22 protein-coding genes are annotated in these 21,672 nt (G+C 70.4%); 15 read left to right on the top strand and 7 right to left on the bottom strand.

Annotation, left to right across the window (positions count from 1 at the left end; genetic code table 11):
- The first annotated feature begins 65 nt into the window (after window positions 1–65).
- The 5 genes from ACT53R_RS06685 to ACT53R_RS06665 all read left to right on the top strand — a co-directional run bounded on the left by ACT53R_RS06685 (window position 66) and on the right by ACT53R_RS06665 (window position 4,030).
- Entirely contained in the window at window positions 66–1,496 is a 1,431-nt protein-coding gene (locus ACT53R_RS06685) for a mannose-1-phosphate guanylyltransferase/mannose-6-phosphate isomerase (RefSeq protein ID WP_476171067.1), read from the top strand.
- 109 nt (window positions 1,497–1,605) lie between these two features.
- On the top strand, window positions 1,606–2,331 hold the full coding sequence (locus tag ACT53R_RS06680; RefSeq protein ID WP_476171066.1) for a hypothetical protein: 726 nt from the start codon (window positions 1,606–1,608) through the stop codon (window positions 2,329–2,331).
- Between the two features lie 84 nt (window positions 2,332–2,415).
- Window positions 2,416–3,099: a hypothetical protein gene (locus tag ACT53R_RS06675; RefSeq protein ID WP_476171065.1), complete on the top strand. Its 684-nt coding sequence runs from the start codon at window positions 2,416–2,418 to the stop codon at window positions 3,097–3,099.
- 9 nt (window positions 3,100–3,108) lie between these two features.
- Window positions 3,109–3,552, top strand: coding sequence for a hypothetical protein (locus ACT53R_RS06670; RefSeq protein WP_476171064.1), 444 nt, complete (start codon window positions 3,109–3,111; stop codon window positions 3,550–3,552).
- Between the two features lie 199 nt (window positions 3,553–3,751).
- Entirely contained in the window at window positions 3,752–4,030 is a 279-nt protein-coding gene (locus ACT53R_RS06665; protein WP_476171063.1) for a hypothetical protein, read from the top strand.
- A gap of 72 nt (window positions 4,031–4,102) precedes the next feature.
- On the opposite strand, the gene cysK is transcribed toward ACT53R_RS06665, so the two are convergent.
- Both cysK and cysG read right to left on the bottom strand, forming a co-directional pair.
- The gene (gene cysK, locus ACT53R_RS06660) at window positions 4,103–5,062 is read right to left on the bottom strand and encodes a cysteine synthase A (RefSeq protein WP_476171062.1); all 960 of its coding nucleotides are present in this window, start codon (window positions 5,060–5,062) and stop codon (window positions 4,103–4,105) included.
- Between the two features lie 107 nt (window positions 5,063–5,169).
- The gene (gene cysG / locus ACT53R_RS06655; RefSeq protein ID WP_476171061.1) at window positions 5,170–6,705 is read right to left on the bottom strand and encodes a siroheme synthase CysG; all 1,536 of its coding nucleotides are present in this window, start codon (window positions 6,703–6,705) and stop codon (window positions 5,170–5,172) included.
- A gap of 209 nt (window positions 6,706–6,914) precedes the next feature.
- On the opposite strand from cysG, the gene ACT53R_RS06650 reads away from it, so the two are divergent.
- A complete protein-coding gene (locus tag ACT53R_RS06650; RefSeq protein WP_476171060.1) occupies window positions 6,915–7,901 on the top strand; it encodes a LysR family transcriptional regulator in 987 nt (328 codons plus the stop codon).
- A gap of 73 nt (window positions 7,902–7,974) precedes the next feature.
- Here the strand turns inward: ACT53R_RS06650 and ACT53R_RS06645 are convergent, their stop codons facing one another.
- The 4 genes from ACT53R_RS06645 to ACT53R_RS06630 form a co-directional block, all read right to left on the bottom strand.
- Window positions 7,975–8,661 carry a hypothetical protein gene (locus tag ACT53R_RS06645; RefSeq protein ID WP_476171059.1) on the bottom strand — a complete coding sequence of 229 codons (687 nt, stop codon included), beginning with the start codon at window positions 8,659–8,661 and terminating at the stop codon, window positions 7,975–7,977.
- A gap of 77 nt (window positions 8,662–8,738) precedes the next feature.
- Window positions 8,739–9,311, bottom strand: a complete 573-nt coding sequence (locus tag ACT53R_RS06640; protein WP_476171058.1) for a hypothetical protein — start codon at window positions 9,309–9,311, stop codon at window positions 8,739–8,741.
- A 3-nt stretch (window positions 9,312–9,314) separates the two neighbouring features.
- A complete protein-coding gene (locus ACT53R_RS06635) occupies window positions 9,315–10,022 on the bottom strand; it encodes a hypothetical protein (protein ID WP_476171057.1) in 708 nt (235 codons plus the stop codon).
- A 106-nt stretch (window positions 10,023–10,128) separates the two neighbouring features.
- Complete coding sequence (locus ACT53R_RS06630; RefSeq protein ID WP_476171056.1) at window positions 10,129–10,752, bottom strand: DUF2589 domain-containing protein; 624 nt, start codon at window positions 10,750–10,752, stop codon at window positions 10,129–10,131.
- A 477-nt stretch (window positions 10,753–11,229) separates the two neighbouring features.
- Here ACT53R_RS06630 and ACT53R_RS06625 point away from each other — a divergent pair, with 477 nt between their 5' ends.
- The 9 genes from ACT53R_RS06625 to ACT53R_RS06585 all read left to right on the top strand — a co-directional run bounded on the left by ACT53R_RS06625 (window position 11,230) and on the right by ACT53R_RS06585 (window position 21,134).
- Window positions 11,230–13,065, top strand: a complete 1,836-nt coding sequence (locus ACT53R_RS06625) for a response regulator (protein WP_476171055.1) — start codon at window positions 11,230–11,232, stop codon at window positions 13,063–13,065.
- Complete coding sequence (locus ACT53R_RS06620; RefSeq protein WP_476171054.1) at window positions 13,062–13,694, top strand: NAD-dependent epimerase/dehydratase family protein; 633 nt, start codon at window positions 13,062–13,064, stop codon at window positions 13,692–13,694. The genes ACT53R_RS06625 and ACT53R_RS06620 overlap by 4 nt, the downstream gene beginning before the upstream one ends.
- 171 nt (window positions 13,695–13,865) lie before the next feature.
- Window positions 13,866–15,869 carry a DEAD/DEAH box helicase gene (locus ACT53R_RS06615; RefSeq protein ID WP_476171053.1) on the top strand — a complete coding sequence of 668 codons (2,004 nt, stop codon included), beginning with the start codon at window positions 13,866–13,868 and terminating at the stop codon, window positions 15,867–15,869.
- Window positions 15,870–15,968: 99 nt separating this feature from the next.
- Window positions 15,969–17,873: an alpha/beta hydrolase family protein gene (locus ACT53R_RS06610; protein ID WP_476171052.1), complete on the top strand. Its 1,905-nt coding sequence runs from the start codon at window positions 15,969–15,971 to the stop codon at window positions 17,871–17,873.
- Window positions 17,874–17,899: 26 nt separating this feature from the next.
- On the top strand, window positions 17,900–18,889 hold the full coding sequence (locus ACT53R_RS06605) for a hypothetical protein (protein WP_476171051.1): 990 nt from the start codon (window positions 17,900–17,902) through the stop codon (window positions 18,887–18,889).
- Window positions 18,890–18,970: 81 nt separating this feature from the next.
- Complete coding sequence (locus ACT53R_RS06600) at window positions 18,971–19,294, top strand: ArsR/SmtB family transcription factor (RefSeq protein ID WP_476171050.1); 324 nt, start codon at window positions 18,971–18,973, stop codon at window positions 19,292–19,294.
- 73 nt (window positions 19,295–19,367) lie between these two features.
- Entirely contained in the window at window positions 19,368–19,940 is a 573-nt protein-coding gene (locus tag ACT53R_RS06595; RefSeq protein ID WP_476171049.1) for an ArsI/CadI family heavy metal resistance metalloenzyme, read from the top strand.
- A 10-nt stretch (window positions 19,941–19,950) separates the two neighbouring features.
- Complete coding sequence (locus ACT53R_RS06590) at window positions 19,951–20,451, top strand: arsenate reductase ArsC (protein ID WP_476171048.1); 501 nt, start codon at window positions 19,951–19,953, stop codon at window positions 20,449–20,451.
- Window positions 20,448–21,134 carry an aquaporin gene (locus ACT53R_RS06585; RefSeq protein ID WP_476171047.1) on the top strand — a complete coding sequence of 229 codons (687 nt, stop codon included), beginning with the start codon at window positions 20,448–20,450 and terminating at the stop codon, window positions 21,132–21,134. Before ACT53R_RS06590 ends, ACT53R_RS06585 begins: the two co-directional genes overlap by 4 nt.
- Before the next feature lie 274 nt (window positions 21,135–21,408).
- Here ACT53R_RS06585 and ACT53R_RS06580 read toward each other — a convergent pair whose 3' ends face one another.
- Window positions 21,409–21,627 (bottom strand): RNA-binding S4 domain-containing protein, encoded by a 219-nt coding sequence (locus ACT53R_RS06580; protein WP_476171046.1) that lies wholly within the window; start codon window positions 21,625–21,627, stop codon window positions 21,409–21,411.
- Window positions 21,628–21,672 lie beyond the last annotated feature (45 nt).

Below are 21,672 nucleotides of genomic sequence, written 5' to 3'. Positions count from 1 at the left end.
AGTGGCGTGCGGATGGCATGGAATCTGCAAAGGGTAAACTGTCCGCCGAACCAGAGGGAGCCGTCATGGCCGAGCTTTCCGCCCAGAACGATCCGACCGCGCTGCAGCCCGTCCTGTTGTCCGGCGGTTCCGGCACGCGCCTGTGGCCGCTGTCGCGCGAGGCGCATCCCAAGCAGTTCCTGCCGCTGGTCGGCGACGACACGCTGCTGCAGGCGACCTGGCGCCGCGTCGCGCCGCTGTCGTCGGCTGCGCCGCTGGTGGTCGCGAACGAGGACCACCGTTTCCTCGTCGCCGAACAGTTGCGCGTGATCGGTGCGCCGCGCGCGCGGATCGTGCTGGAACCGGTCGGCCGCAACACCGCGCCCGCGATCGCCGCCGCCGCGCTGATCGCGTCCGCCGACGGCTGCGATCCGCTGCTGCTGGTGCTGCCGTCCGACCACGTGGTCCGCGATGCCGATGCCTTCCGCGCTGCCGTGCGCGCCGCATCGCCTGCGGCCGAGGCCGGCGCGCTGGTGACGTTCGGCATCGTGCCGCAGGCGCCGGAAACCGGCTTCGGCTACATCCACGCGGAAGCCGGCGAGGGCGTGCGCAAGGTGCTGCGTTTCGTCGAGAAACCCGACGCTGCGACCGCGCAGGGTTATCTCGATGCCGGCGGTTATTACTGGAACAGCGGCATGTTCCTGTTCCGCGCCTCGCGCTTCCTCGAAGAGCTCGGGCGCCATCGTCCCGACATCCTCGCCGCCGCGCGCGCGGCCTGCGGGCATGTGGATCCCGATGGTGAATTCCTCCGGCTCGATCGCGACGCCTTCGCTGCTTCGCCGTCGGAGTCGATCGACTACGCGGTGATGGAGAAGACCGACGCGGCGATGGTGCTGCCGGTCGACATCGGCTGGAACGACGTCGGCTCGTGGTCCGCGCTGTGGGAGGTGAGCGAACAGGATGCCGACGGCAACGCGCGCCACGGCGACGTGATCACCGTCGACAGCCGCAACAGCTACGCCTACGCGCGGCGACTCGTCGCGCTGGTCGGTGTCGACGACCTCGTCGTGGTCGAGACCGACGACGCGGTGCTGGTCGCGGCCAAGGACCGCGTGCAGGACGTGAAGCAGGTGGTCGCGCGGCTGAAGGCGGAGCATCGCTCGCAGGCCGTGCTGCACCGCGAAGTGCAGCGCCCGTGGGGCAGCTACGATTCCATCGACGTCGGCAACGGCTTTCAGGTCAAGCGCATCAAGGTGAAGCCCGGCGCCTCGCTCTCGCTGCAGTCGCATAGCCGCCGCGCCGAACACTGGATCGTCGTCCGCGGCACCGCGTTGGTCACCCGCAACCTCGACCTGTTCGAACTGCACGCCAACCAGTCGACGTACATCCCGATCGGCGCCAAGCACCGCCTCGAAAACCCCGGCACCGAGATGCTGGAACTGATCGAAGTGCAGTCCGGCGACTACCTCGGCGAAGACGACATCGTGCGCTACGAGGATGTGTACGGGCGGGGGTGAGCCCACCGCTCATGCCCGGCCTGCCTGCCGTGGCGGCTGGTGATCGGCATCCCGATCCCGGTCCGAGGCTGCGGTATCCTCCCGCGATCTTCACGCAGAGAGGCGTGGCATGAGCAACGTCGACGCACTGCCGATCCGGGCAGGCAACCCCCATTCCGGCGCCGCCGCCCGCAGGGCATCGCGGACTTTCACCCTCTTGCTGTCCGGATGCCTTGCCTGTGCCTCGATGGCAAGTGCACAGGACCGGGCCGTGGTGGCGGATGCGCCTCGGGCAACGACGCCGGACGCCGCGCTCGAAGCCGTGTCCCGCGACCCGAACATCCAGCAGCTTTTCTTTGCATCGAAATTGCAGCGCGCCAAGCCGGTGCTGCGGGTCGACTACGACGCGTCCGGCGTACCGACGGCGGTGACGCTGAAGCGTGCGTCCGGTGATGCCGCGCTCGATGCGGCGATCCTTGCCTGGGGACGACAGTTGCGGTTGCCGGCCGGAAAGGCAGGCCACGGCTTCGTCCCGTTCGATTTCGGCAGGGAGACGGCGCCGTCGCCGTCGCCCTATTCGCAGGAGACCGCGCAGTTCGATTTCCAGGGCAAGGTGCTGAAGGTGCCTTCGTTGCGGCACGTCATGCGCGCATTCGGTCGCAGCAATCTCACGCGGGTCTCGACGGAACTGGCGATCGACTACAACGTGTCCGGCGGTGTCGTCGATGCCAGGCTGACGACACCCACACTGGACACGGGGCTCAACAAGGCCATCGTGACGTGGGCGCTGGGGCTGCAGTTCAAGCCCGGCGAAGCCGGCACGCTGCGACTGCCGTTCCACCTCGAACAGCGCTGAACCCGTGACGTGTCGAGGGGCGGTGATCGGCCCCCGGCCGCGCCTGTGGCATCCTGCGCGCAATCTGCCCACGGGATGCACCGCATGAAGTCGTCCGTCGCGTTGTCGCTGCTGCTGGTGTCTGGCGCCGCCTGGGCGCAAACGGTGCCACCGCCCCCGCCGCCGTCGGAAATTCCGTCGCTTGCGGCCTTGGGGCAGCGTGCCGATGCATCCATGCGTGTCGTGTCGCATCCGCCATATGACGTGCTATCGGAAGCGCTGGTCGCGTCCGACCTGTCCCAGGCGCGGGTCGGGCTGTTGATCGACCACAGCGCGAAAGGTGTGCCGAAGAACGTCCGACTGACAGCGTCAACCGGCAGCGACGTGCTGGATCAGGCGATCCTGGCCTGGGGGCGCGCGGTGCGACTCACGCCGGGCGAGGCGGGCACCGTTCGCCTGCCATTCGACCTGCTGAATGAATCGCCGCCGTTGACGATGACTGCGGATGCGGCTCGGGCCGAGTATCCGGAGATCGAATACGCACAGTTGGTATCGCCGCCGCCGCTCAAAACCGTACTGCAAGCGGCTGCGAAAGCAGGGCTGTCGCGAGCGGACGCCGAATTGCTGCTGGCCTATGACGAGACCGGACGCATCGCGAGGATCGGCGTGCTCGACTCCAGCGGCAGCGCCGTCATCGATTCCGCGATCCGCGTCTGGGCGGCGCAACTGCATGTGAAGACCGACGCCGAGGGCGTCGGCCGGCTGCCGTTCTCGTTCACATCGCACTGAGCCTTGCCGATGAATCGCACCGCGAAGATCCTGCTTGCCCTGCTGCTCGGCGGCCTGCTGTTCGCTGTCTGCGTCGCGGTCCTGCTGTGGCGTTACGTCGACGGGCACAAGGACGGATGGCTGGAGGCCGGGCAGACGGCCTTGCAGGACGGCGCACGCGAGGGCGCCGCGATGGACGATGCCGGCTGCATCGAGGCCGGCTTCGCCCGGTTGCGCCGCGACGATTCGCTGGCGGGGCTGAAGTCGCGGCTTTGGCTCAAGGGCTGCCTCGGCGCGAGCCAGCCGAAGGACGGCACCTGCGAGAACGTGCCGCGGGCAGATCAGATCATCGACACCGTGCGCTGGACCAGCGCGTTCTGCGCGGCCCACGGGATGAACAACAGGCAAGGCTGCAACGGGTTTGCTCAGGAAGTGCAGGCGCATTGCATGGCGCTCGCCGAAGCGGAGCGGTAAGTACCCGCCGAGGGGCGCCCATGCCACGTCGTCGACCCGCGCCCGACATGGTGCCCCCTGTCATTGCTGACAGTCGAAGCGGCGATGCGATCGATCTAGGCTTCGACGGCGAGGCGGGCGTCACGCCCGACTTCGGTCCCGTCGCCGCAGGGATGGCGTGCGAAGCAGCGGCGTATTCCGATACCACATGGAGAGGGTCATGGCAGCTCTGACAGTGAAATACGCCGTGTACGGCGCGCTCGCCGGCGGCAACGAGAACAGCAGTCAGGCGGTGGATGTCACCAAAGCCCTGCAGACGGCGATCGACAACGCGCAGGGGATCGTCAGGATCGACAACGACACGATGGGCGGCGATCCGTCTCACGGTTACAAGAAGCATTTCGGCGCCTGCGTGGCGCTCGATGGTCAGGATCGTTTCTTCGCGTGCGAGGAGGGTCAGACCATCGACTTCTTCCACACGATTCCGCCGAGCGGTTGAGCGTCCAGTCTGCGGCGATGCATGCCGTCGCGGGCGCTGCGACGGCATGCTCGGGGAACGATCTGACCGATCTCAGCCCAGCGACGCCAGCCACTCGTCGTCGGAACCTTCGTTGACGCCTTCGAACAGGATCGTCGACAGGTAACGCTCGCCGGTGTCGGGCAGCATCGCCAGCAGCACCGCACCTTCCGGTGCCTGCTCGGCCGTCTGGAGCGCGGCGGCGATGGTCGCACCGGCGGAGAGACCGACGAAGATGCCTTCCTCCGATGCGAGGCGACGCGCGGTGTCGCGGGCGACGAGGTCCTCGACCGGCAGGATCTCGTCGGCGATCGTGCGGCTCAGCACCGCCGGCAGGAAGTCCGGGGTCCAGCCCTGGATCTTGTGTGGCTGCCATTCCTTGCCCGACAGCAGCGCCGCGCCGGCGGGTTCGCTGGCGATGATCTTGATGTCCGGGCGCGCGAGCTTCAGCACTTCGCCGGCACCGGTGATGGTGCCGCCGGTGCCCCAGCCGCTGACGAAGTAGTCGAGGCGTTTGCCGGCGAAATCGCGCAGGATTTCCGGGCCGGTGGTGCTGCGGTGGTAGGCCGGGTTGGCCTCGTTCTCGAACTGGCGCGCCAGGAACCAGCCGTGCTTCTCGGCCAGTTCCTTCGCCTTGCGCACCATGCCGGTGCCGCGCTCGGCGGCCGGGGTGAGGATGACCTTGGCGCCGTACGCGCGCATCAGCTTGCGGCGTTCGACCGAGAAGGTCTCGGTCATCACCGCGACGAACTTGTAGCCGCGCGCGGCGGCGACCATCGCCAGCGCGACGCCGGTGTTGCCGGAGGTGGCTTCCACGATCGTGTCGCCGGGCTTGAGCAGGCCCTTCTTCTCCGCGTCCAGCACGATCGCGATCGCGAGGCGATCCTTCACCGAGCCGCCGGGGTTGAACGACTCGACCTTCGCGTAGAGGGTCACGTGCTTCGGCGCGATGCGCTGGAGGCGCACGATCGGGGTGCCACCGATGGTGTCGAGGATGTTGTCGTAAAGCGCCATGGGAATCTGCCTCGGGAGAGTGCGTGGAGTGCGGGATGCGTGTGGTCAGGGACGCGGTGCGACGCCGCGGGCGGCCATGCGTCGTGAAACGATGGGCGGCCGCGCGGTCATGCGGCCTCCGCGAGCGGGTCGTCGACGGAAACGCGGTCGTCCGCCTGTGCAGCGCAGTCGCCCAGCGGCGGCGCGCCGTACCAGTGCAGCGTGGAGGCGAGAGCCGCGACTTCGCCGACGAACAGCAGCGCCGGCGAGCGCACGGCATGTGCGCGCGCGCGCTCGGGCAGCGTGTCCAGCGTGCCGAGCACGACGCGCTGTTCGGGGCGGCCGCCGTTCTCGACCAGCGCGCAGGGCGTGGACGCGGCGCGGCCGTGCGCGATCAGGCGGTCGCGCACGCGCTCCAGCCCGGACACGCCCATGTAGAACGCCAGCGTCTGCCGCTCGCGCGCGAAGCCGGCCCAGTCGAGGCCGTCGTCGGCCGTCTTGCCGTGCGCGGTCACGAAGCGCACCGACTGCGCGTGGTCGCGATGGGTCAGCGGGATGCCGGCATGCGCGGCGCAGGCGAGCGCGGCGGTGATGCCGGGCACGACTTCGTAATCGATGTCGTGCGCGCGGAGATATTCGAGTTCTTCGCCGCCGCGGCCGAAGACGAAACCGTCGCCGCCCTTCAACCGCACGACGCGGCGACCGGCGCGGGCGTGTTCGAGCATCAGCGCGTGGATGCCGTCCTGCGAGACGTGGTGATGGCCGGCTTCCTTGCCCACTTCGATGCGTTCGGCATCGCGGCGGGCGAGGTCGAGCACGTCGGGCGAGACCAGGCGGTCGTGCAGGATCACGTCCGCTTCGTTCAGCAGGCGCAGCCCGCGCAGCGTGAGCAGGCCGGCATCGCCCGGACCGGCGCCGACCAGCGCCACGCGCCCGGCGACGCGCGTCGGGCTGCCGTCGAGGCGGGCGAGCAGCGCGTGTTCGGCCGCGGCGGCGTCGCCGCGACGCAGCAGCGCCGGCACGTCGCCTTGCAGCACGGCGTCGAAGAAGCGGCGGCGGGCGTCGAGATCGGGCAGCCGCGCGCGGATGCGGCGGCGATGGCGCACCAGCAGCGTGCCCAGCGCGCCCAGCGCGGGATCGAGGTCGGTTTCGAGCTTCTCGCGCAGGTACCGCGCCAGCATCGGCGCGCCGCCGCCGCTGGAGATCGCGATCTGCAGCGGGCCGCGTTCCACCCGGGCGGGCATCTGGAAGGCGCACAGCGGCGCATCGTCGACCACGTTCACCCAGACGCCGCGGGCTTCGGCGGCTTCGGCGACGGCGCGGTTGACCTCGGCATCGTCGGTGGCGGCGATCGCGAGGCGGGCGCCATCCAGCCAGGCGGCTTCGAACGCGCCGGGGAGGTGTTCCAGCCGGCCCTCGGCGACCCAGGCGGCCAGCGTCGGGTCCAGCGCCGGGGCGCCGACCCGCACCCGCGCCCCGGTCGGCAGCAGGGCTTCGATCTTGCGTCGGGCCACGGCGCCGCCGCCGACCACCAGCACGTCGCGGCCGCGCAGGTCGAGGAAGACCGGGAACAGCGGCGGTGTCCCGTCCGCGTCCTGCGCGCCGGGGTCGCCGGACGCGGGGCCCGGGCGGGAGTCGGCAGCCGAGGACGGAAGGAGGGGCATGGCCATTCCACCGGAAGGGAGGCCCAACTTAGTCGTGCGTCATGGCCCCCGGAAATGACCGGGCCGTCTTGGCTTATGCTTTCTGGGAATAAGCCGGTGCGCGCCCCGTGGCCGGCGATCTGCTATTTCTATCGCTTGATCCGAATGAAAGGATCGAGATGCCCCGACAATGGCGGCATCGCGGTTCCGCCCGCCTTCCGACACCCGCCATGACCCTGGTCCAGCTGCGCTACTTCGTCGCCATCGCCGACGCCGGATTCAACATCACGGCCGCCGCCGAGCACGTGCACGCCACCCAGCCCGGGCTGTCGAAGCAGTTGAAGCAACTGGAGGACGAACTCGGCTTCCTGCTGTTCGTGCGCAAGGGCCGCAGCCTGGAAGCGCTGACGCCGGCCGGCACGCAGGTGCTGTCGCACGCCCGCCGCATGCTGGCCGAGGCCGCGAACATCCGCGCCTTCGCCGCCAACCAGCGCCGCGACGCCCACGGCCAGCTGCTGATCGCCACCACCCATACCCAAGCCCGTTTCGTGCTGCCGCCGGCGCTGTCGCTGGTGCACCAGGCGTATCCGCAGCTGAGCATCCACCTGCAGCCCAGCGCCGACGGCGACGTGCTGGCGCAGCTGGCGCGTGGCGAGGCCGACCTCGCGCTGATCAGCAGCGCCGGCGACGTGCCGGCCGACGGCATCGCCATCCCGCTGTTCCGCTGGCAGCGCGTGGTGCTGGTGCCGCGCACGCATCCGCTGGCGCAGTCTGGCGCGCGGCCGACCCTGGCCGACCTCGCCGCGTATCCGCTGGTGAGCTACGAATCCTCGATCCGCCATGATTCCTCGCTGCGCCGCGCGTTCGCCGCGCGCGGGCTGGAGCCGCAATTGGCGATGACCGCCCGCGACGCCGACCTGATCAAGACCTACGTGCGCGCCGGCATCGGGGTCGGCCTGCTCGCCGAGATGGCAGTCAGCGCGATCCACGACGCCGACCTGCTGGCGCTGCCGGCGCCCGAGTCGATCCCCGAATGCGTCGCATGGGCGGTGCTGCCGCGCGAGCGTGTGCTGCGCGACTACACCGTCGAATTGCTGGTGGCGCTGGCGCCGCAGCTCGACCGCCATGATCTGCGCCGCATCCTCGCCGGCCACCAGGCCCCGTCGTGGCCGGCGCCGCCGACGTGGACGTCGCTGAGCCAGGCGATCACCAGTTGAGGTGACGGCGGCGCATCGCGCTGATGCCGGCGGCCGGGACGCCGCATCGGCACTACGCGGTGGTGCGCGGCGCTCAGGTGTGCGCGACGCTCTTCGACAATCGCATCCACGCCAGTACCGCCTCGCCGTAGTAGCGGCGGCCGTCGAAGTGCCCTTGCCGCAAGCCGCGTGACGGTCGGAAGCGTCCGGTGTTGTAGACGATCGCGACGTGCACGAGGCGTTCATCACTCAGCTGCACGGCTTCGTGCAATCCCAGCGTGCGAAGACCGTGTCCGAGCGCGTCGACGCAGTGCGCCAGCGTGCGGTCGAAACGCGCCCAGTCCCGCGACAGAAAATAGTCGGGGTCCTTCGGGAAATGTTGCAGGTCGCGCTGGAACAGGCCGAAACCGCGGCAGAACTTGCCGGGATTGGCGGCCGCCCGCTCGTAGCCGCGGACATGCGTCGCCATCGCGACCAGCGCCGCGCGCGCGACCGTGAACATCTCCGCGCCGCGCGGATGCGCCAGCAGGTCGGCGCGGTTACGGGGGAACGCCTGGCGTCCGCGGCCGTCCGCGCGTGCATCGAGCGTGTCGCCCACGCACAGCGCGAGCAGCGCGTCCTCCTCCAGTCCCGCGCGCCGCAGCGCGGACCACACGAGGCCGGTTTCCTGGCAGGCGATCGCGACGATCAGGTCGAGCGTGAGCGGTGTGCCGGCGAGCGCCGGCACGATGCGATCGGCGAAGCGTCGCTTGAACCAGAGGAGGTCGTCGCGGGTCGGCATGGGGCATCTCCGTAGGTCGGCCGGATCGGTGGAAGAGGCGCGCCGGCGGATTCCGGCGCGCGGTGGCGGGGCGGAGATCAGCGCACGCCCATTTCGAGCGGGAAATCGCGCGGATCGATTTCCTCGACCAGCAGCAGCCGGATGTCGTCGGACGACAGCAGTGCGCGCAACTGCGCCGCCATCGGCTTGAGCTGCTCGTGGCCCGTGCACAGCGCCCAGATCCGGTCGATCATCACAGCGAGATCGCCCGCGGGGTCGTAGCGCACGGCACCGCTCTGCGCGACGATCTGCATCAGTTGACGCGCGAGGTCGCGTGCCTGCTGCAGCTTCGCCGCGTGCGGCTGCACCGCGTCCTGTACCGCGCGCTGGAGGTCGTGCAGCAGCGATGCCGCGACCGCGATCTGGCGACGGCGCAGGTTGGTGCGTGCGTCGGCAGCCAGCGCGGGCGCGAGGATGCGTGCCTTGAATCCGGCGACATCGGCGGCAGCGACCAGGCGATGACCGGACAGACTGCGTTCGGTGCGATCGATCCAGTCCAGCAGCGACGGCAATGCGCCGGGTGCTCGTCGCTCGAAGCCCCGCACCAGCGTCGGCACTTCCAGCAGCAGTGCGGTGGTGTCGTTCACGAGGTTGATCGTCGACTGGAACATGGCTCACTCCGGGATCAGGCGACGATCGGTGGTGCCGTCGTCGCGGGTGGTGGTCTGCCATTCCATGCCGTCCTCGACGATCTTCAGCTGGATGCGCACGATGTCCTCCGGGCGCTGCTCGCGCAGGCGCGCGGCGTCGGCGATCACGGTGAGCGGGTCGAGCACCGGCTTCTCGACGACGCCGGACACCAACTGCATGCCCAGGTCGAACGTCTTCTTGGTGATCTCGTCCTGGGAATAGCCTTCTGGGAACTTGCCGTCGCGCAATTTCGTCTCGATGCCGATCACGAAGAGGTCGGCGATGATGCCTTCGGCGAAGGTCCACATCGGCTTCTCGCGTTCGCCCGTATCGCGCATCCCGTTCACGAGTGCCGGGATGCGATTGGCGAGCGCCGCCTGGAATTTCTGTGCGGCGACGGCCGGCAGCTCGCGATAGTCGAGGTATTGCGGGATCTCGCGCGAGAGGGCCTTCTGGAATTCGGCGTTGCCATTGGGTGCGAGCTGGTAGTCCTTGCGCTCGGACAGGCCTTCGATGGCGACCGGGATGGACAGCACGATGTCGCCGATGCGCATGCGCGGCACCGGGAAATGCCGCAGCAGTTCGTGCTGCGCGTACTGTTCGGCGACCTGCACGGCATGCGCGTCGGCCATGACGCGGGCTTCGGTGACGCTGGCGACGAGGCCGCCGAGGTAATCGTTGAGCGTGGGCATGGGAATGTCCTCTGGTGCGTGGGAGAGGGGCCGGCGGCTGCCGGCCCCGTGGATGCCTGGCCGGTCGATCCCGCGCGCGACCCGGGTCGCACGCGGGATGTTCCGATCAGCCGCCGGACGCCGCGGGCGCCGGGATTTCCGTGTGGCGCATGCTGTCCTCGAGGATGTTGAAGATCCGCTCGAGGCCCGCCGGCATTTCGTCGTTGACGGCGCGGACGTGGACGTTGAGGTTGTACGTGCGCTCGGTGGTCGAGGTGCTGCTGGTGGTGCGCTTGTACGAGGCCGAGGCCTTGAAGTTCACCTTCCAGATGCGCGCGCTGATCTCGGCGCTGCCGGCGAATTCGCTGCTGGCGGACGAGGTCTCGGCCGACGTCAGCTTCGCGTTGAAGTCGATGGTGACTTCGTCGATGCGCAGCGCCGGGATGGTCAGCATCGACAGGAAGGGCACCGAGATCGTGACGTTCACGTCCTGCGTGGGGCTGTTGCTCGTCGAGACCGGCTGCGCCGGATTGAACGCCGGGTTCGGCGCAACCTTCTTGTAGGTGAAGTCGACGTAACGCAGCTTGTTGACCGCGCTGGCGCCCGATCCTTCCTGGACGAAGCCGACCGCCTTGATGAAGTCGACCTGCGACATCGACGCCGCATGCTGGGCGCTGACCGCGGCCTGCAGCGGGCCGCCGATGTAGACGCTGAAGTCGAGACCGTTGAGTTCCTGCACGAGATTGGGCATGGGATTGCTCCTTGTGATGTGTCGCCTACTCTGTTGCGGCTTTTCGGCATCCGCCGTCGTGCGCATCGCCGTTGCGTCGCGGCGGCCCGCCCGGTCCATGGGCCCGGCCGCCGCGGCGCAAGCGTCCCTGCGAAGCGCGGCCGCGTGCCGTGCCTCCGACGATCGACGTGGGATCCGTCCCGCGACATGCGGGGCGGTGATGACGCGAGGCATTCGCCTCGTGTGATGTCATTGTCCGGACCGCGGTCGCAGGGGGTGCGATCCCGGAAACCGCCTGTTTTCATGGGCGAACGCATGTCGCGTTCCGTGACGCGTTGCCGCGTCGGCCACGGTGGCGGCAGGCCCGGGCGCATGGGCGGGGGCAATGAGGGGCGCGCGGTGCGATGCGGCTGCGCCCCTCGCGACCGCACGGCCGGCTGCGGTAAGGTAGTGCCCTGCCGCGGGTCGCGGCGTCTGCAGGAGCAGGGGGAAGAGGCGATGACCGCCGCGCTGTCCGTCGACACCCGCGAGCGCATCGCGCGGGAATGCCGGCAACTGGTGCTGAGCCAAGGGCGCGCGGGTGCGATCGCGACGCTGCTCATCGCCGTTCTGTTCATCGCGACCCTCCGCGACGTGCATTCCCGTGCACTGCTCGCCGGCTGGGGCGTGGTCGTCGGCGTGGCTTCTCTGCTGCGCATCTGGCTGGCATCGCCGTCGATGTGGCAGGCCGACGAGGACGGCGACAGTCGCGCCGGCACGCCCGTGGTCTGCCTGTTGCTGGGCGCGTTCTGCGGTGCGGTCTGGGGTGCGGCGTCGACGCTGTTGTTCCCGCTCGGCCACGAAGAACTGTATTTCGTCGTCGCGTTCCTGCTGATCAGCATGCCTGCCGCCGCGGTCAGCAGCTTCGGTGCGTGGTGGCCCGCGCATGCGGCCTACGTGCTGTGCAACGTCGGCCCGTTCGCGCTGTACTTCCTGTTCTCCGGTCGCGGCGATTTCATGGTCGCCGGCGTCGCCGCCTGCTTCTTCATGGTCTTCCTGCTGCGGCAGGGCTTCGTCATCAGTCGCACGATCCGCCGCAACATCGCGCAGCGCATCGCGCTGATGGACATGACGAAGACTCTCGGCGAGGCGCTGGACCGCGCCGACGCCGCCAACCGCGCGAAGTCGACCTTCCTGGCCAACATGAGCCACGAGCTGCGCACGCCGCTCAACGCGATCATCGGCATGAGCCAGCTGCTGGCCGAGGCGCCGGACGCGCCCGCGCACCGCGACTTGCCGCGCTCGATCCGCCGCGCCGGCCAGTCGCTGCTGGCGCTGATCAGCGACGTGCTGGACATGTCGCACATCGAGGCCGGCAAGATCTCGCTGTGCATCGCACCGTTCCCGCCGCACCGGCTGCTGGAGGACGTGGCCGACATGTTCGGACCGCAGGCGCAATCGAAGGGGCTGCGGCTGGAGGCCGAGATCGCGCCCGACTTGCCCCCGCATTTCGCCGGCGACCAGGCACGCCTGCGCCAGGTGCTGGTGAACCTCGTCGGCAACGCGGTGAAGTTCACCGCCAGCGGCAGCGTGCGCATCGAGGCCGACACCACGCGCGATGCGGGCGGACGCCGCGTGCTGCGGGTCGCCGTCGTCGACACCGGTCCGGGCATCCGCGAAAGCGAACGCGAACGCATCTTCCAGGCGTTCCAGCAGGGCGACGATTCCCCGACGCGGGCGCATCCGGGCACCGGCCTGGGCCTGCCGATCTCGAGCGACCTCGTCGGGCTGATGGGCGGCCGGATCGAGCTGTCCAGCGTGGTCGGTGCCGGCAGCCGCTTCACGGTGCTGGTGCCCGAGGCGCCGGAGTCGGAGATCGATCGCCACCATGCCGTGGCGCACGCCGATGCCGCTGCCGCGGCCGAGTTCGATCTCGTCGGCGTGCGCGTGCTGGTCGCCGAGGACAACGCGCTGAACGCGTCGCTGGTCAAGTTGATGCTCGAACGCGAAGGCTGCGCCGTGGTCTGCGCCGGCAGCGGTTCGGATGCACTGGAGTGGATGCGCACGGATGCCTGGGACGTGGTGCTGATGGACTGCCAGATGCCCGGCCTCGACGGTTATTCCGCGACGCGCCAGTGGCGGCTGTTCGAGCAGGCCGAGCGCCGCCCGCGGTTGCCGATCGTCGCGCTGACCGCGCACGCCATGGCCGACGACCGCCGGCGGTGCATCGAGGCGGGCATGGACGACTACCTCACCAAGCCGCTCAAGCGCGAGGCCCTGTGCCTGGCGCTGGCGCAGCACACCCGGCGGACGACGACCGATCCGCTGCCACCCAAGGAGCCTTCACCCCCATGACCCAACGTTTGTTGCTGCTCGGTGCGACCGGGCTCGTCGGCAGCCATGCGCTGCGCCAGGCCCTCGACGATCCGCGCGTGGCGCGCGTGATCGCGCCCACGCGCCGCGCGCTGCCCGCGCATCCGAAGCTGGAGAACCCCGTCGTCGACTTCGATGCGCTGCCGGACGACGCGCCCTGGTGGGCGGTCGACGGGGTGATCTGCGCGCTGGGCACCACGATCCGGCAGGCCGGCTCGAAGGCCGCCTTCCACCGGGTGGACGTCGACTACGTCATCGACACCGCCAGGCGCGCCCGCGCTGCCGGCGCCCGGGCGTACGCGCTCAATTCCGCGGCGAACGCCAACGCCGCGTCGCGGATCTTCTACCTGCGCTGCAAGGGCGAGGCCGAGGGGGCCGTGCAGGCGCTGGGCTACGCCTCGGTCGCGATCGTGCGGCCGTCGCTGATCGGCGGCGAGCGCACGCCGCCGCGGCCGTCGGAGCGGCGCACGGCGCGGATCATGGACGCCCTGGGTGGCCTGATCCCGGCCCGCTACCGGGTGGTGCCGGCCGAGCGCATCGCCGCCTGCATGCTGGAGGACGTGCTCAATGCGTCCCCGGGCGTGCGCTTCGTGGAGTCCGAGGCGATCTGACCGCGCTTCCGCCAGCGGCGCCCGGGCGATCGCGCGCCTGGGCCCCGGGGCCGGCCCGGTGGTCCGGACGGGCCGGCCGGCGGTGCCTTCCGGGCGGCAACGGCGTCGATTAGAGCGACAACCCGAGCGCCGGGGCGCACAATGTCCGGTTTCCAGCCGTGCGGGTGCGTCATGTCCACCGAAGAATCCTCCCTGCGTTTCGCCGATCTCGGCCTGACCGAGCCGGTGATGGCCGCGGTCCGGGAGGTCGGGTACGAGACCCCGTCGCCGATCCAGGCCGCCACCATCCCCGCGCTGATGGCCGGCCGCGACGTGCTCGGCCAGGCCCAGACCGGTACCGGCAAGACCGCCGCCTTCGCGCTGCCGCTGCTGTCGCGGCTGGACCTGTCGAAGCACACCCCGCAGGTGCTGGTGCTGGCACCGACCCGCGAACTGGCCATCCAGGTCGCCGAGGCCTTCCAGCGCTACGCCCACCAGTTGCCCGGTTTCCACGTCCTGCCGGTCTACGGCGGCCAGAGCTACTACCCGCAGCTGCAGGCGCTCAAGCGCGGCGTGCACGTCGTCGTCGGCACCCCCGGGCGGGTGATCGACCACCTCGAACGCGGCACGCTGGACCTGTCCGACCTCAAGGCGCTGGTGCTCGACGAAGCCGACGAGATGCTGCGCATGGGCTTCATCGACGACGTCGAGACGGTGCTGAAGAAGGTGCCCGAGCAACGCCAGGTCGCGCTGTTCTCGGCGACGATGCCGTCGCAGATCCGCCGCATCGCCCAGACCTACCTGCGCGACCCGGCCGAAGTCACCATCGCCGCGAAGACCACCACCGCGACCAACATCCGCCAGCGCTACTGGTTCGTCAGCGGCCTGCACAAGCTCGACGCGCTGACCCGCATCCTCGAGGCCGAGCCCTACGACGCGATGATCATCTTCGCGCGCACCAAGTCGGCGACCGACGAACTGGCCGAGAAGCTGCAGGCGCGCGGCCTCGCCGCCGCCGCGATCAACGGTGACGTGCAGCAGGCGCAGCGCGAGAAGACCATCCAGCAGTTGAAGGACGGCAAGCTCGACATCCTCGTCGCCACCGATGTCGCCGCGCGCGGCCTCGACGTCGAGCGCATCAGCCACGTGCTGAACTACGACATCCCCTACGACACCGAGAGCTACGTGCATCGCATCGGCCGCACCGGCCGCGCCGGGCGCAGCGGCGAGGCGATCCTGTTCGTCAGTCCGCGCGAGAAGAGCATGCTGCGCGCGATCGAGCGCGCGACGCGCCAGCCGATCCAGGAGATGGCGCTGCCCACCGTCGAGACCGTGAACGACGCGCGCATCGCGAAGTTCCTCGGCCGCATCGCCGACGCGCGCGCGCAGGACGACGGCGGCGACGCGGAGCTGGCGTTCTACCGCGACCTGCTGGAGCGCTACGAGCGCGAGCACGACGTGCCGGCGATCGAGATCGCCGCGGCGCTGGCGAAGCTGCTGCAGGGCCGCACGCCGCTGCTGCTGCCGCCCGAACGCGCGCGTCCACAGACCGATCGTCAGCAGTTCGAGCGCCCGCAGGCCCACGAGCGCCGCGAGCGCGCGCCGCGCGAACGCACGCAGGAAGAGCGCGAGTGGCAGCCGCGCGAGCCGCAGGCGCGCACGCACGACGAGCGCCCCGCGCGCGCGCCGCGCGACGACGCCCGCCCGCCGCGGGCGAAGGCCGACATCGGTCCGCGCCAGCCGCCGGAACCGGGCATGGAGACCTACCGCATCGAGGTCGGGCACATGCACGGCGTGAAGCCGGGCAACATCGTCGGCGCGATCGCCAACGAGGCCGACCTCGAGAGCAAGTACATCGGTCGCATCGACATCCACGACGACCATTCCATCCTCGACCTGCCCGAAGGCATGCCCAAGCCGTTGCTGATGCACCTGAAGAAGGTGCGCGTGGCCGGGCAGATGCTGCGCATCCAGAAGGCGGACGAGTTCGCGCCGGCGCCGGGCGCGCGCCCGCGGTCGTTCAAGCCGCGCGTCGAGGGCGAGGGCAAGCCGGGCAACTTCCGTCCGCGCGAGACGCGTCCCGGCGGCAAGCCCGCTGCCAAGCCCGGCGCGAAGTTCGCGGGCAAGCCCGGCGGCAAGCCGGCCGGCAAATTCCCCGGCAAGCCGGGCGGGAAGCCGCCGCGCCGCGAAGGTTGATCGCCGGTCGTCCGCGCGCGCCGCGCGGCGTCTTGCCAAGCCCGGGGCGGTTTGCTGGACTGTCGCGGTGACCGAAGGCGGGGGACGGCAATGCGGCGGATGCGGATCGCGACGGGGCTGGCGCTGCTGCTCGCCGTCGCGACGGCGGCGGCCGCCACGCCACCGTCGCTCGACGACTTCCTCCGCCCCGCGTTGCACGACGAGGTGCAGATCTCACCCGGCGGGCGCTACATCGCCGCGACCGTGCGCAAGCCGGAGAATCGCGAGAACCGCGTCCTGCTGCTGATCCTCGATCGCGCCACCGACACGCCGGTGCGCGTGCTCGATCCCGAACGCAAGGCGGAGATCGGGCGGTTCTGGTGGGTCGGCGAGGAGCGCCTGTTCGTGCAGATGCGCCGGGGCGGCGATCGCTTCCAGCAGTACTACACCGACCCGCGCGTGGTGGCCGTCAACGTCGACGGTTCCGACAAGCGCGTCATCTACGACGACTTCCTCGGCACGCTGATCGACGACGACGACCACGTCCTGGTCGAGCGCTGCGGCCGCGGCACCCGCAAGGGTTGCGTGTCGTACGTGCAGAAGGTCGACGCGAAGGCCGGCCTCGCCGGGCCGCGCATCGCCGATGCGCCGGAGCCGGGCAGCCGGTTCTTCGTCGACAACGCCGGCCGCGTGCTGTTCGCGACGGTCTGGGACGACGAGGACGTGCAGCGCGTGTGGCGCCTGCGCGACGGTCGGTGGTCGTTGTTCAACGACGAAGCGCAGAGCGGCGTCGAGCTGCGCCTGATCGGCACCTCGCGCGACGACACGCAGGTCTTCCTGCGCGCCGAGCAGCCCGCGGGACCGGACGCGATCGAGCGCTTCGACCTCGCCAGCGGCGTGCGCACGGTGGTGATGCGCGACGACGCGCTGGATCCGGCGTACGTCCTGTGGTCGGCGGACGGCCGCCAGCCGATCGGTGCCGCCTACGGTCCGGGCCTGCCGCGCGCGCGGTTCTGGGATCCGGCCGATCCCGACGCGAAACTGCTGCGCGGCGTCGAAGCCGCGTTCCCGGACGATGCGGTCGCGTTTTCGAGCGGTTCCCGCGACGGCCGGCACATCATCGTGCGCGTCGCCGGCGACCGCGATCCCGGCAGCTTCTACCTGATGGATCGCGAGACCAGGCACATGGACCTCGTCGCGCGGGCCAAACCGTGGCTGGCGCCGGATACGCTCGCCCGCAACCAGCCGATCGCATTCCGCACCCGCGACGGCCTGCTGCTGCACGGCTATCTCACCCTGCCGTTGTCTGCCGCGGAGGCGGGCACCGCGCCGCCTCCGCTGGTGGTGATGCCGCACGGCGGCCCGTTCGACGTGCAGGACGACGCGTTCTACGACGAGGAATCGCAACTGCTCGCCGCGAACGGCTACGCGGTGCTGCGGGTGAACTACCGCGGTTCCGCCGGCGCCGGCCGCGCCTTCGTGCGCAGCGGCTACCGGCAGTGGGGCCTGAAGCTCATGGACGACATCGTCGACGGCACGCGCTGGGCGACGGCGAGCGGCCGCGTCGATCCGCGGCGCGTCTGCCTGTGGGGCAGCAGCTTCGGCGGCTATGCCGCGCTGATGGGCGTGATCCGCGAGCCGGCGCTCTACCGCTGCGCGATCTCCACCTCCGGTCCCACCAACCTGATCATCAGCCGGAAGTGGGGCGACACCCACCGCAGTGCCTACGGCCGGCATTACCTCGACGAGGCCGTGGGCGACGACGAGAAGGCGCTGTACGCGCAGTCGCCGATCGCGCATGTCGACCGCATCCGCGCGGCGGTGCTGCTGGTGCATGGCCGCCACGACGATCGCGTGTCGTTCGAGCACGCGAAGGCGATGGTCGCGGCGATGGAGAAGGCCGGCAAGCCGGTGGAGACCCACTTCTTCATCGACGAAACCCACGGCATCTACGGCGACGGGAATCGTCGCGCGTACTACGGCCACGTGCTCGCGTTCCTGCGCACGCACCTGCGCGGCGACTGAGCCGACGCGCCCACACGGAGACCCGCATGCTCGTTCCGCGCCACTGGGCCGAAGCCCGCCTCCAGCACCGCGAAGGCCGGCGCACCGTCACGGTGCGCCGTTTCGGCTGGTCGGACGAAAGTGAAGCCCAGGCGCAGGCACATGCCGAGGCCCGTGCGCGCGAAGCGCTGGACCGCGTGCTCGCCGGCGAAGCGCTGCCGCGCAACGAACGCCGTGTCGCCTACAACGGCGCCGACGGCATGCCGATCCGCGAGGAGATCGTCGATCGCCAGGGCGAATCCGTCGTCACCCGCAACGGCTACGGCGCGCTGTGCCTCAACACGCCGGACCTGCTGTTCGCGGACATCGATTTCGCGCCGCGGCCAGCGTCGGGACGCAGCGTGCTGGTGTCGATGATCGTCACCGCTGTGCTCGTCACCGTCGGTGTGCATGCAGGGCTGGGACGCAGTCCGGGGACGTCGCTGGCGGCGGCGTTCTTCGCCTCGCTGGCGATCGGCATCCCGCTGCCGGGATTGCTGCATCGCTGGGGCATCGCCGCGCGCGGCGGCGCCGAACGGCTCGCACGCAAGCGCATCCAGCGCTTCCTCGCCTTGCATCCCGACTGGCGCGTGCGGCTGTACCGCACGCCGGCCGGTCTGCGGCTGATGGCGGTGCACCGGCCGTTCGACCCGCGCGAACCCGAAGTGCAGGCGGCGTTCGACGCGCTGGGCGTGGACCCGGTGTTCGCGCGGATGTGCTTCAACCAGCGCTGTTTCCGCGCGCGGCTCACGCCCAAGCCGTGGCGCATCGGGCTGCCGCGCTTGCGCCCGCCGTCGTCCGGTGCCTGGCAGCCGATGCATGCCACGCTGCCCGCGCGGCAGGCGTGGATCGACGCCTACACGCGTCGCGCGACCGGCTACGCGGCCTGTCGCCATCTCGACACCCTCGGCGGGGGCGTCGAGGCCCAGGAGCTGTTGCCGCTGCGCGAGTACCACGACACCGTCTGCGCGGCGGATCGCGACCTGCCGCTGGCCTGACCTCCGGCTCCGGGTCTGCCGTTCGTCGGCCGGCGCGGTATCGCGGTTGCATCAATTCCATGTTTCCGGAAATATGGAATCATGGATCTCGACGCCACCCTCGCTGCACTCAAGGCCCTGTCGCAGGAACACCGCCTGCGCGCCTTCCGCGCGCTCGTCGCCGCCGGCGATGCCGGCTTGGCGGTGGGCGAGCTGCGGGCGCTGGTCGATCTGCCAGCGGCCACGCTCACCGCACATCTCAACGTGCTGCGGGCGGCGGGGCTGGTGATTGATCGCCGCGAGGGGCGCGTGATCCGCGTCCGCGCCGACTACGCGCGGATGAATGCGTTGCTGGCCTACCTGACCGAAAACTGCTGCGCCGGATCGCCGTCGAACTGCGCCCCGGCCGCTCCCGACTGCTGTTGAACCCGGCTGCCGCCGAGGCTGCCCCGATCCGAGGTTGCCCCGAATCGGGGCGGCCCCAAACGAGGATGTCCCGATGAAGCGTTTCCACGTGCATGTCTCCGTCCGCGACCTGGACGAAAGCACCCGTTTCTATGCCGCGCTGTTCGGCGCCGCGCCGACGGTCCGCAAGGACGACTACGCCAAGTGGATGCTCGACGATCCGAGGGTGAACTTCGCGATCTCGACCCGCGCCGGCGCGGCGGGCATCGATCATCTCGGCATCCAGGCCGAGGACGCGGACGAACTGGCCGAGCTCGGCGCGCGGCTGGACCGGGCGGGGCAGGGCGTACTCGCCGAACACGGCACTGCCTGCTGCCACGCGCGCTCCGACAAGTTCTGGACGGTGGATCCGCAGGGCACGCGCTGGGAAACCTTCCACACGCTGGGCGAGGTCACGTCGTACTACGGCGACGATGCAGCGACGGCTTCGACGTTGTCCATGGCGCATGCCGCGGGGACGGCGGCGCCCTCCGCGGACTGCTGCGACGCGACCACGCCGCAGGGCATCTGCTGCGCGCCGAAGACCGACCGTCCCGCCGATGCGCCCTGCTGCGGTCCGGCGGTCGAAATGGTGAAGCAGGGCTGCTGTGGCGATGCCCGGCGCTGAGGAGACGACGATGAACGCACCTCCCTATCGCATCCTCGTGCTGTGCACCGGCAACTCCGCGCGCAGCGTGATGGCCGAAGCCCTGTTCAACGTGCTGGGCAACGGCCGTTTCGAGGCGTACAGCGCTGGCAGCAAGCCCAGCGGGCGCGTGCAGCCGATGGCTGCCGACCTGGCGGCGTCGATCGGTTACGACACCGCGCGCCTGCGCAGCAAATCGTGGGACGAATTCGCCGCGCCGGGCGCGCCGGAACTCGACCTGGTCGTCACCGTCTGCGACAACGCGGCCGGTGAAACCTGCCCGGTGTGGTACGGCACGCCGGTCGTCGCGCACTGGGGCGTGGAGGATCCCGCCGCGGTCGAGGGCGACGAGGAGACCCGTCGCCGCGCCTACCTCAAGGCGTTCACGGCGCTGCGCCGTCGCGTGGAACTGCTGGTCGCGCTGCCGGTGGAGAAGCTCGACCGGCTGGTGGCCGAGCGCGAGATCCGCGGCATCGGGACGATCGACGGATGACGGTGACGGTCTCGCCCGCGTTGCGGGCCCTGCTCGCCGAAGCACTCGGCACCGCGCTGCTGCTGGCCATCGTGGTCGGCAGCGGGATCATGGGCGAGCGCCTGGCCGGCGGAAACGTCGCGATCGCATTGCTGGCGAACGCCGCTGCGACCGCGGGCGGGCTGTACGTGCTGATCGTGCTGCTCGGCCCGCTGTCCGGCGCGCACTTCAATCCCGCGGTGACGCTGGCGATGCGCCTGCGCGGCGAGGCGCTGCCGGCGCCGGCGTTCGCCTACGTCGCCGTGCAGTGTGTCGCCGCGGTCGCCGGCGTGCTGCTGGCGCACGCGATGTTCGGCGAGGTGCTGTGGCAGCCGGGCGACCACGTCCGCACCGGCGCGGCGCAGTGGCTCAGCGAAGGCGTGGCGACGTTCGGGCTGCTGCTGACGATCGTGCTGGGCGTGCGCCATCGCCCGCAGGCGATCCCGGCGCTGGTGGCGAGCTACATCTTCGCGGCGTACTGGTTCACCGCCAGCACGTCGTTCGCGAATCCGGCGGTGACGTTCGCGCGCGCATTCACGCGCACGTTCGCGGGCATCCGCCCGGAGGACGTCGGCGGCTTCGTGCTGGCACAGCTCGCGGGCGCGGCGCTGGCGCTGGGCGTCGCGCGGCTGCTGGCGGACGTGCCGGCGCGCGCGGAAGGCTAGAGCGTGTTATGCACTTTTCCATGCGCCGCGAAGCCCGTCCGCGGGCGCGAGCCAAGGCGCGGCCCGCCGCCAAGGCCGGTGGCCTTGGCAAGGGACGCAACGCCGGATCGCGCCCGTGGACGGGCTTCCCGGAGGGTTGCGCCCCCGGACCACCGATGCAGCGGCCCGCGGCTTGCCTTGGCCACCAGCCAAGGCAGCGCTGCGGACCTTGCCTCGGCGGCCCGGGGGCGCAACGCGGTGCATGGAAAAGTGCATAACACGCTCTAAGCGCGGCTCAGTCGGCGACGATCTCGATCACGTGGCCGTCGACCTCGACGGTCTGGCCGACGTGCAGCTTGCAGGTGCGGCGCAGTTCGACTGCGCCGTCCACGCGCACCGCGCCCGAGTCGACCAGATGCTTGCCGGCACCGCCGCTGTCGCAGACGCCGACGAGTTTGAGCAACTGGTTGAGCGCGACGTGGTCGCGGTCGAGGACGAAACGGTGTCGGGGCATGGCGGCGGGTCGACGGTGCGGAGGCGTAGCATAACGGCGCATCCG

Source organism: Lysobacter sp. DMC104, from assembly GCF_056313665.1.
The sequence above is the reverse complement of the archived record's forward strand: the minus strand, read 5'-3'. Positions and strand labels throughout refer to the sequence as shown.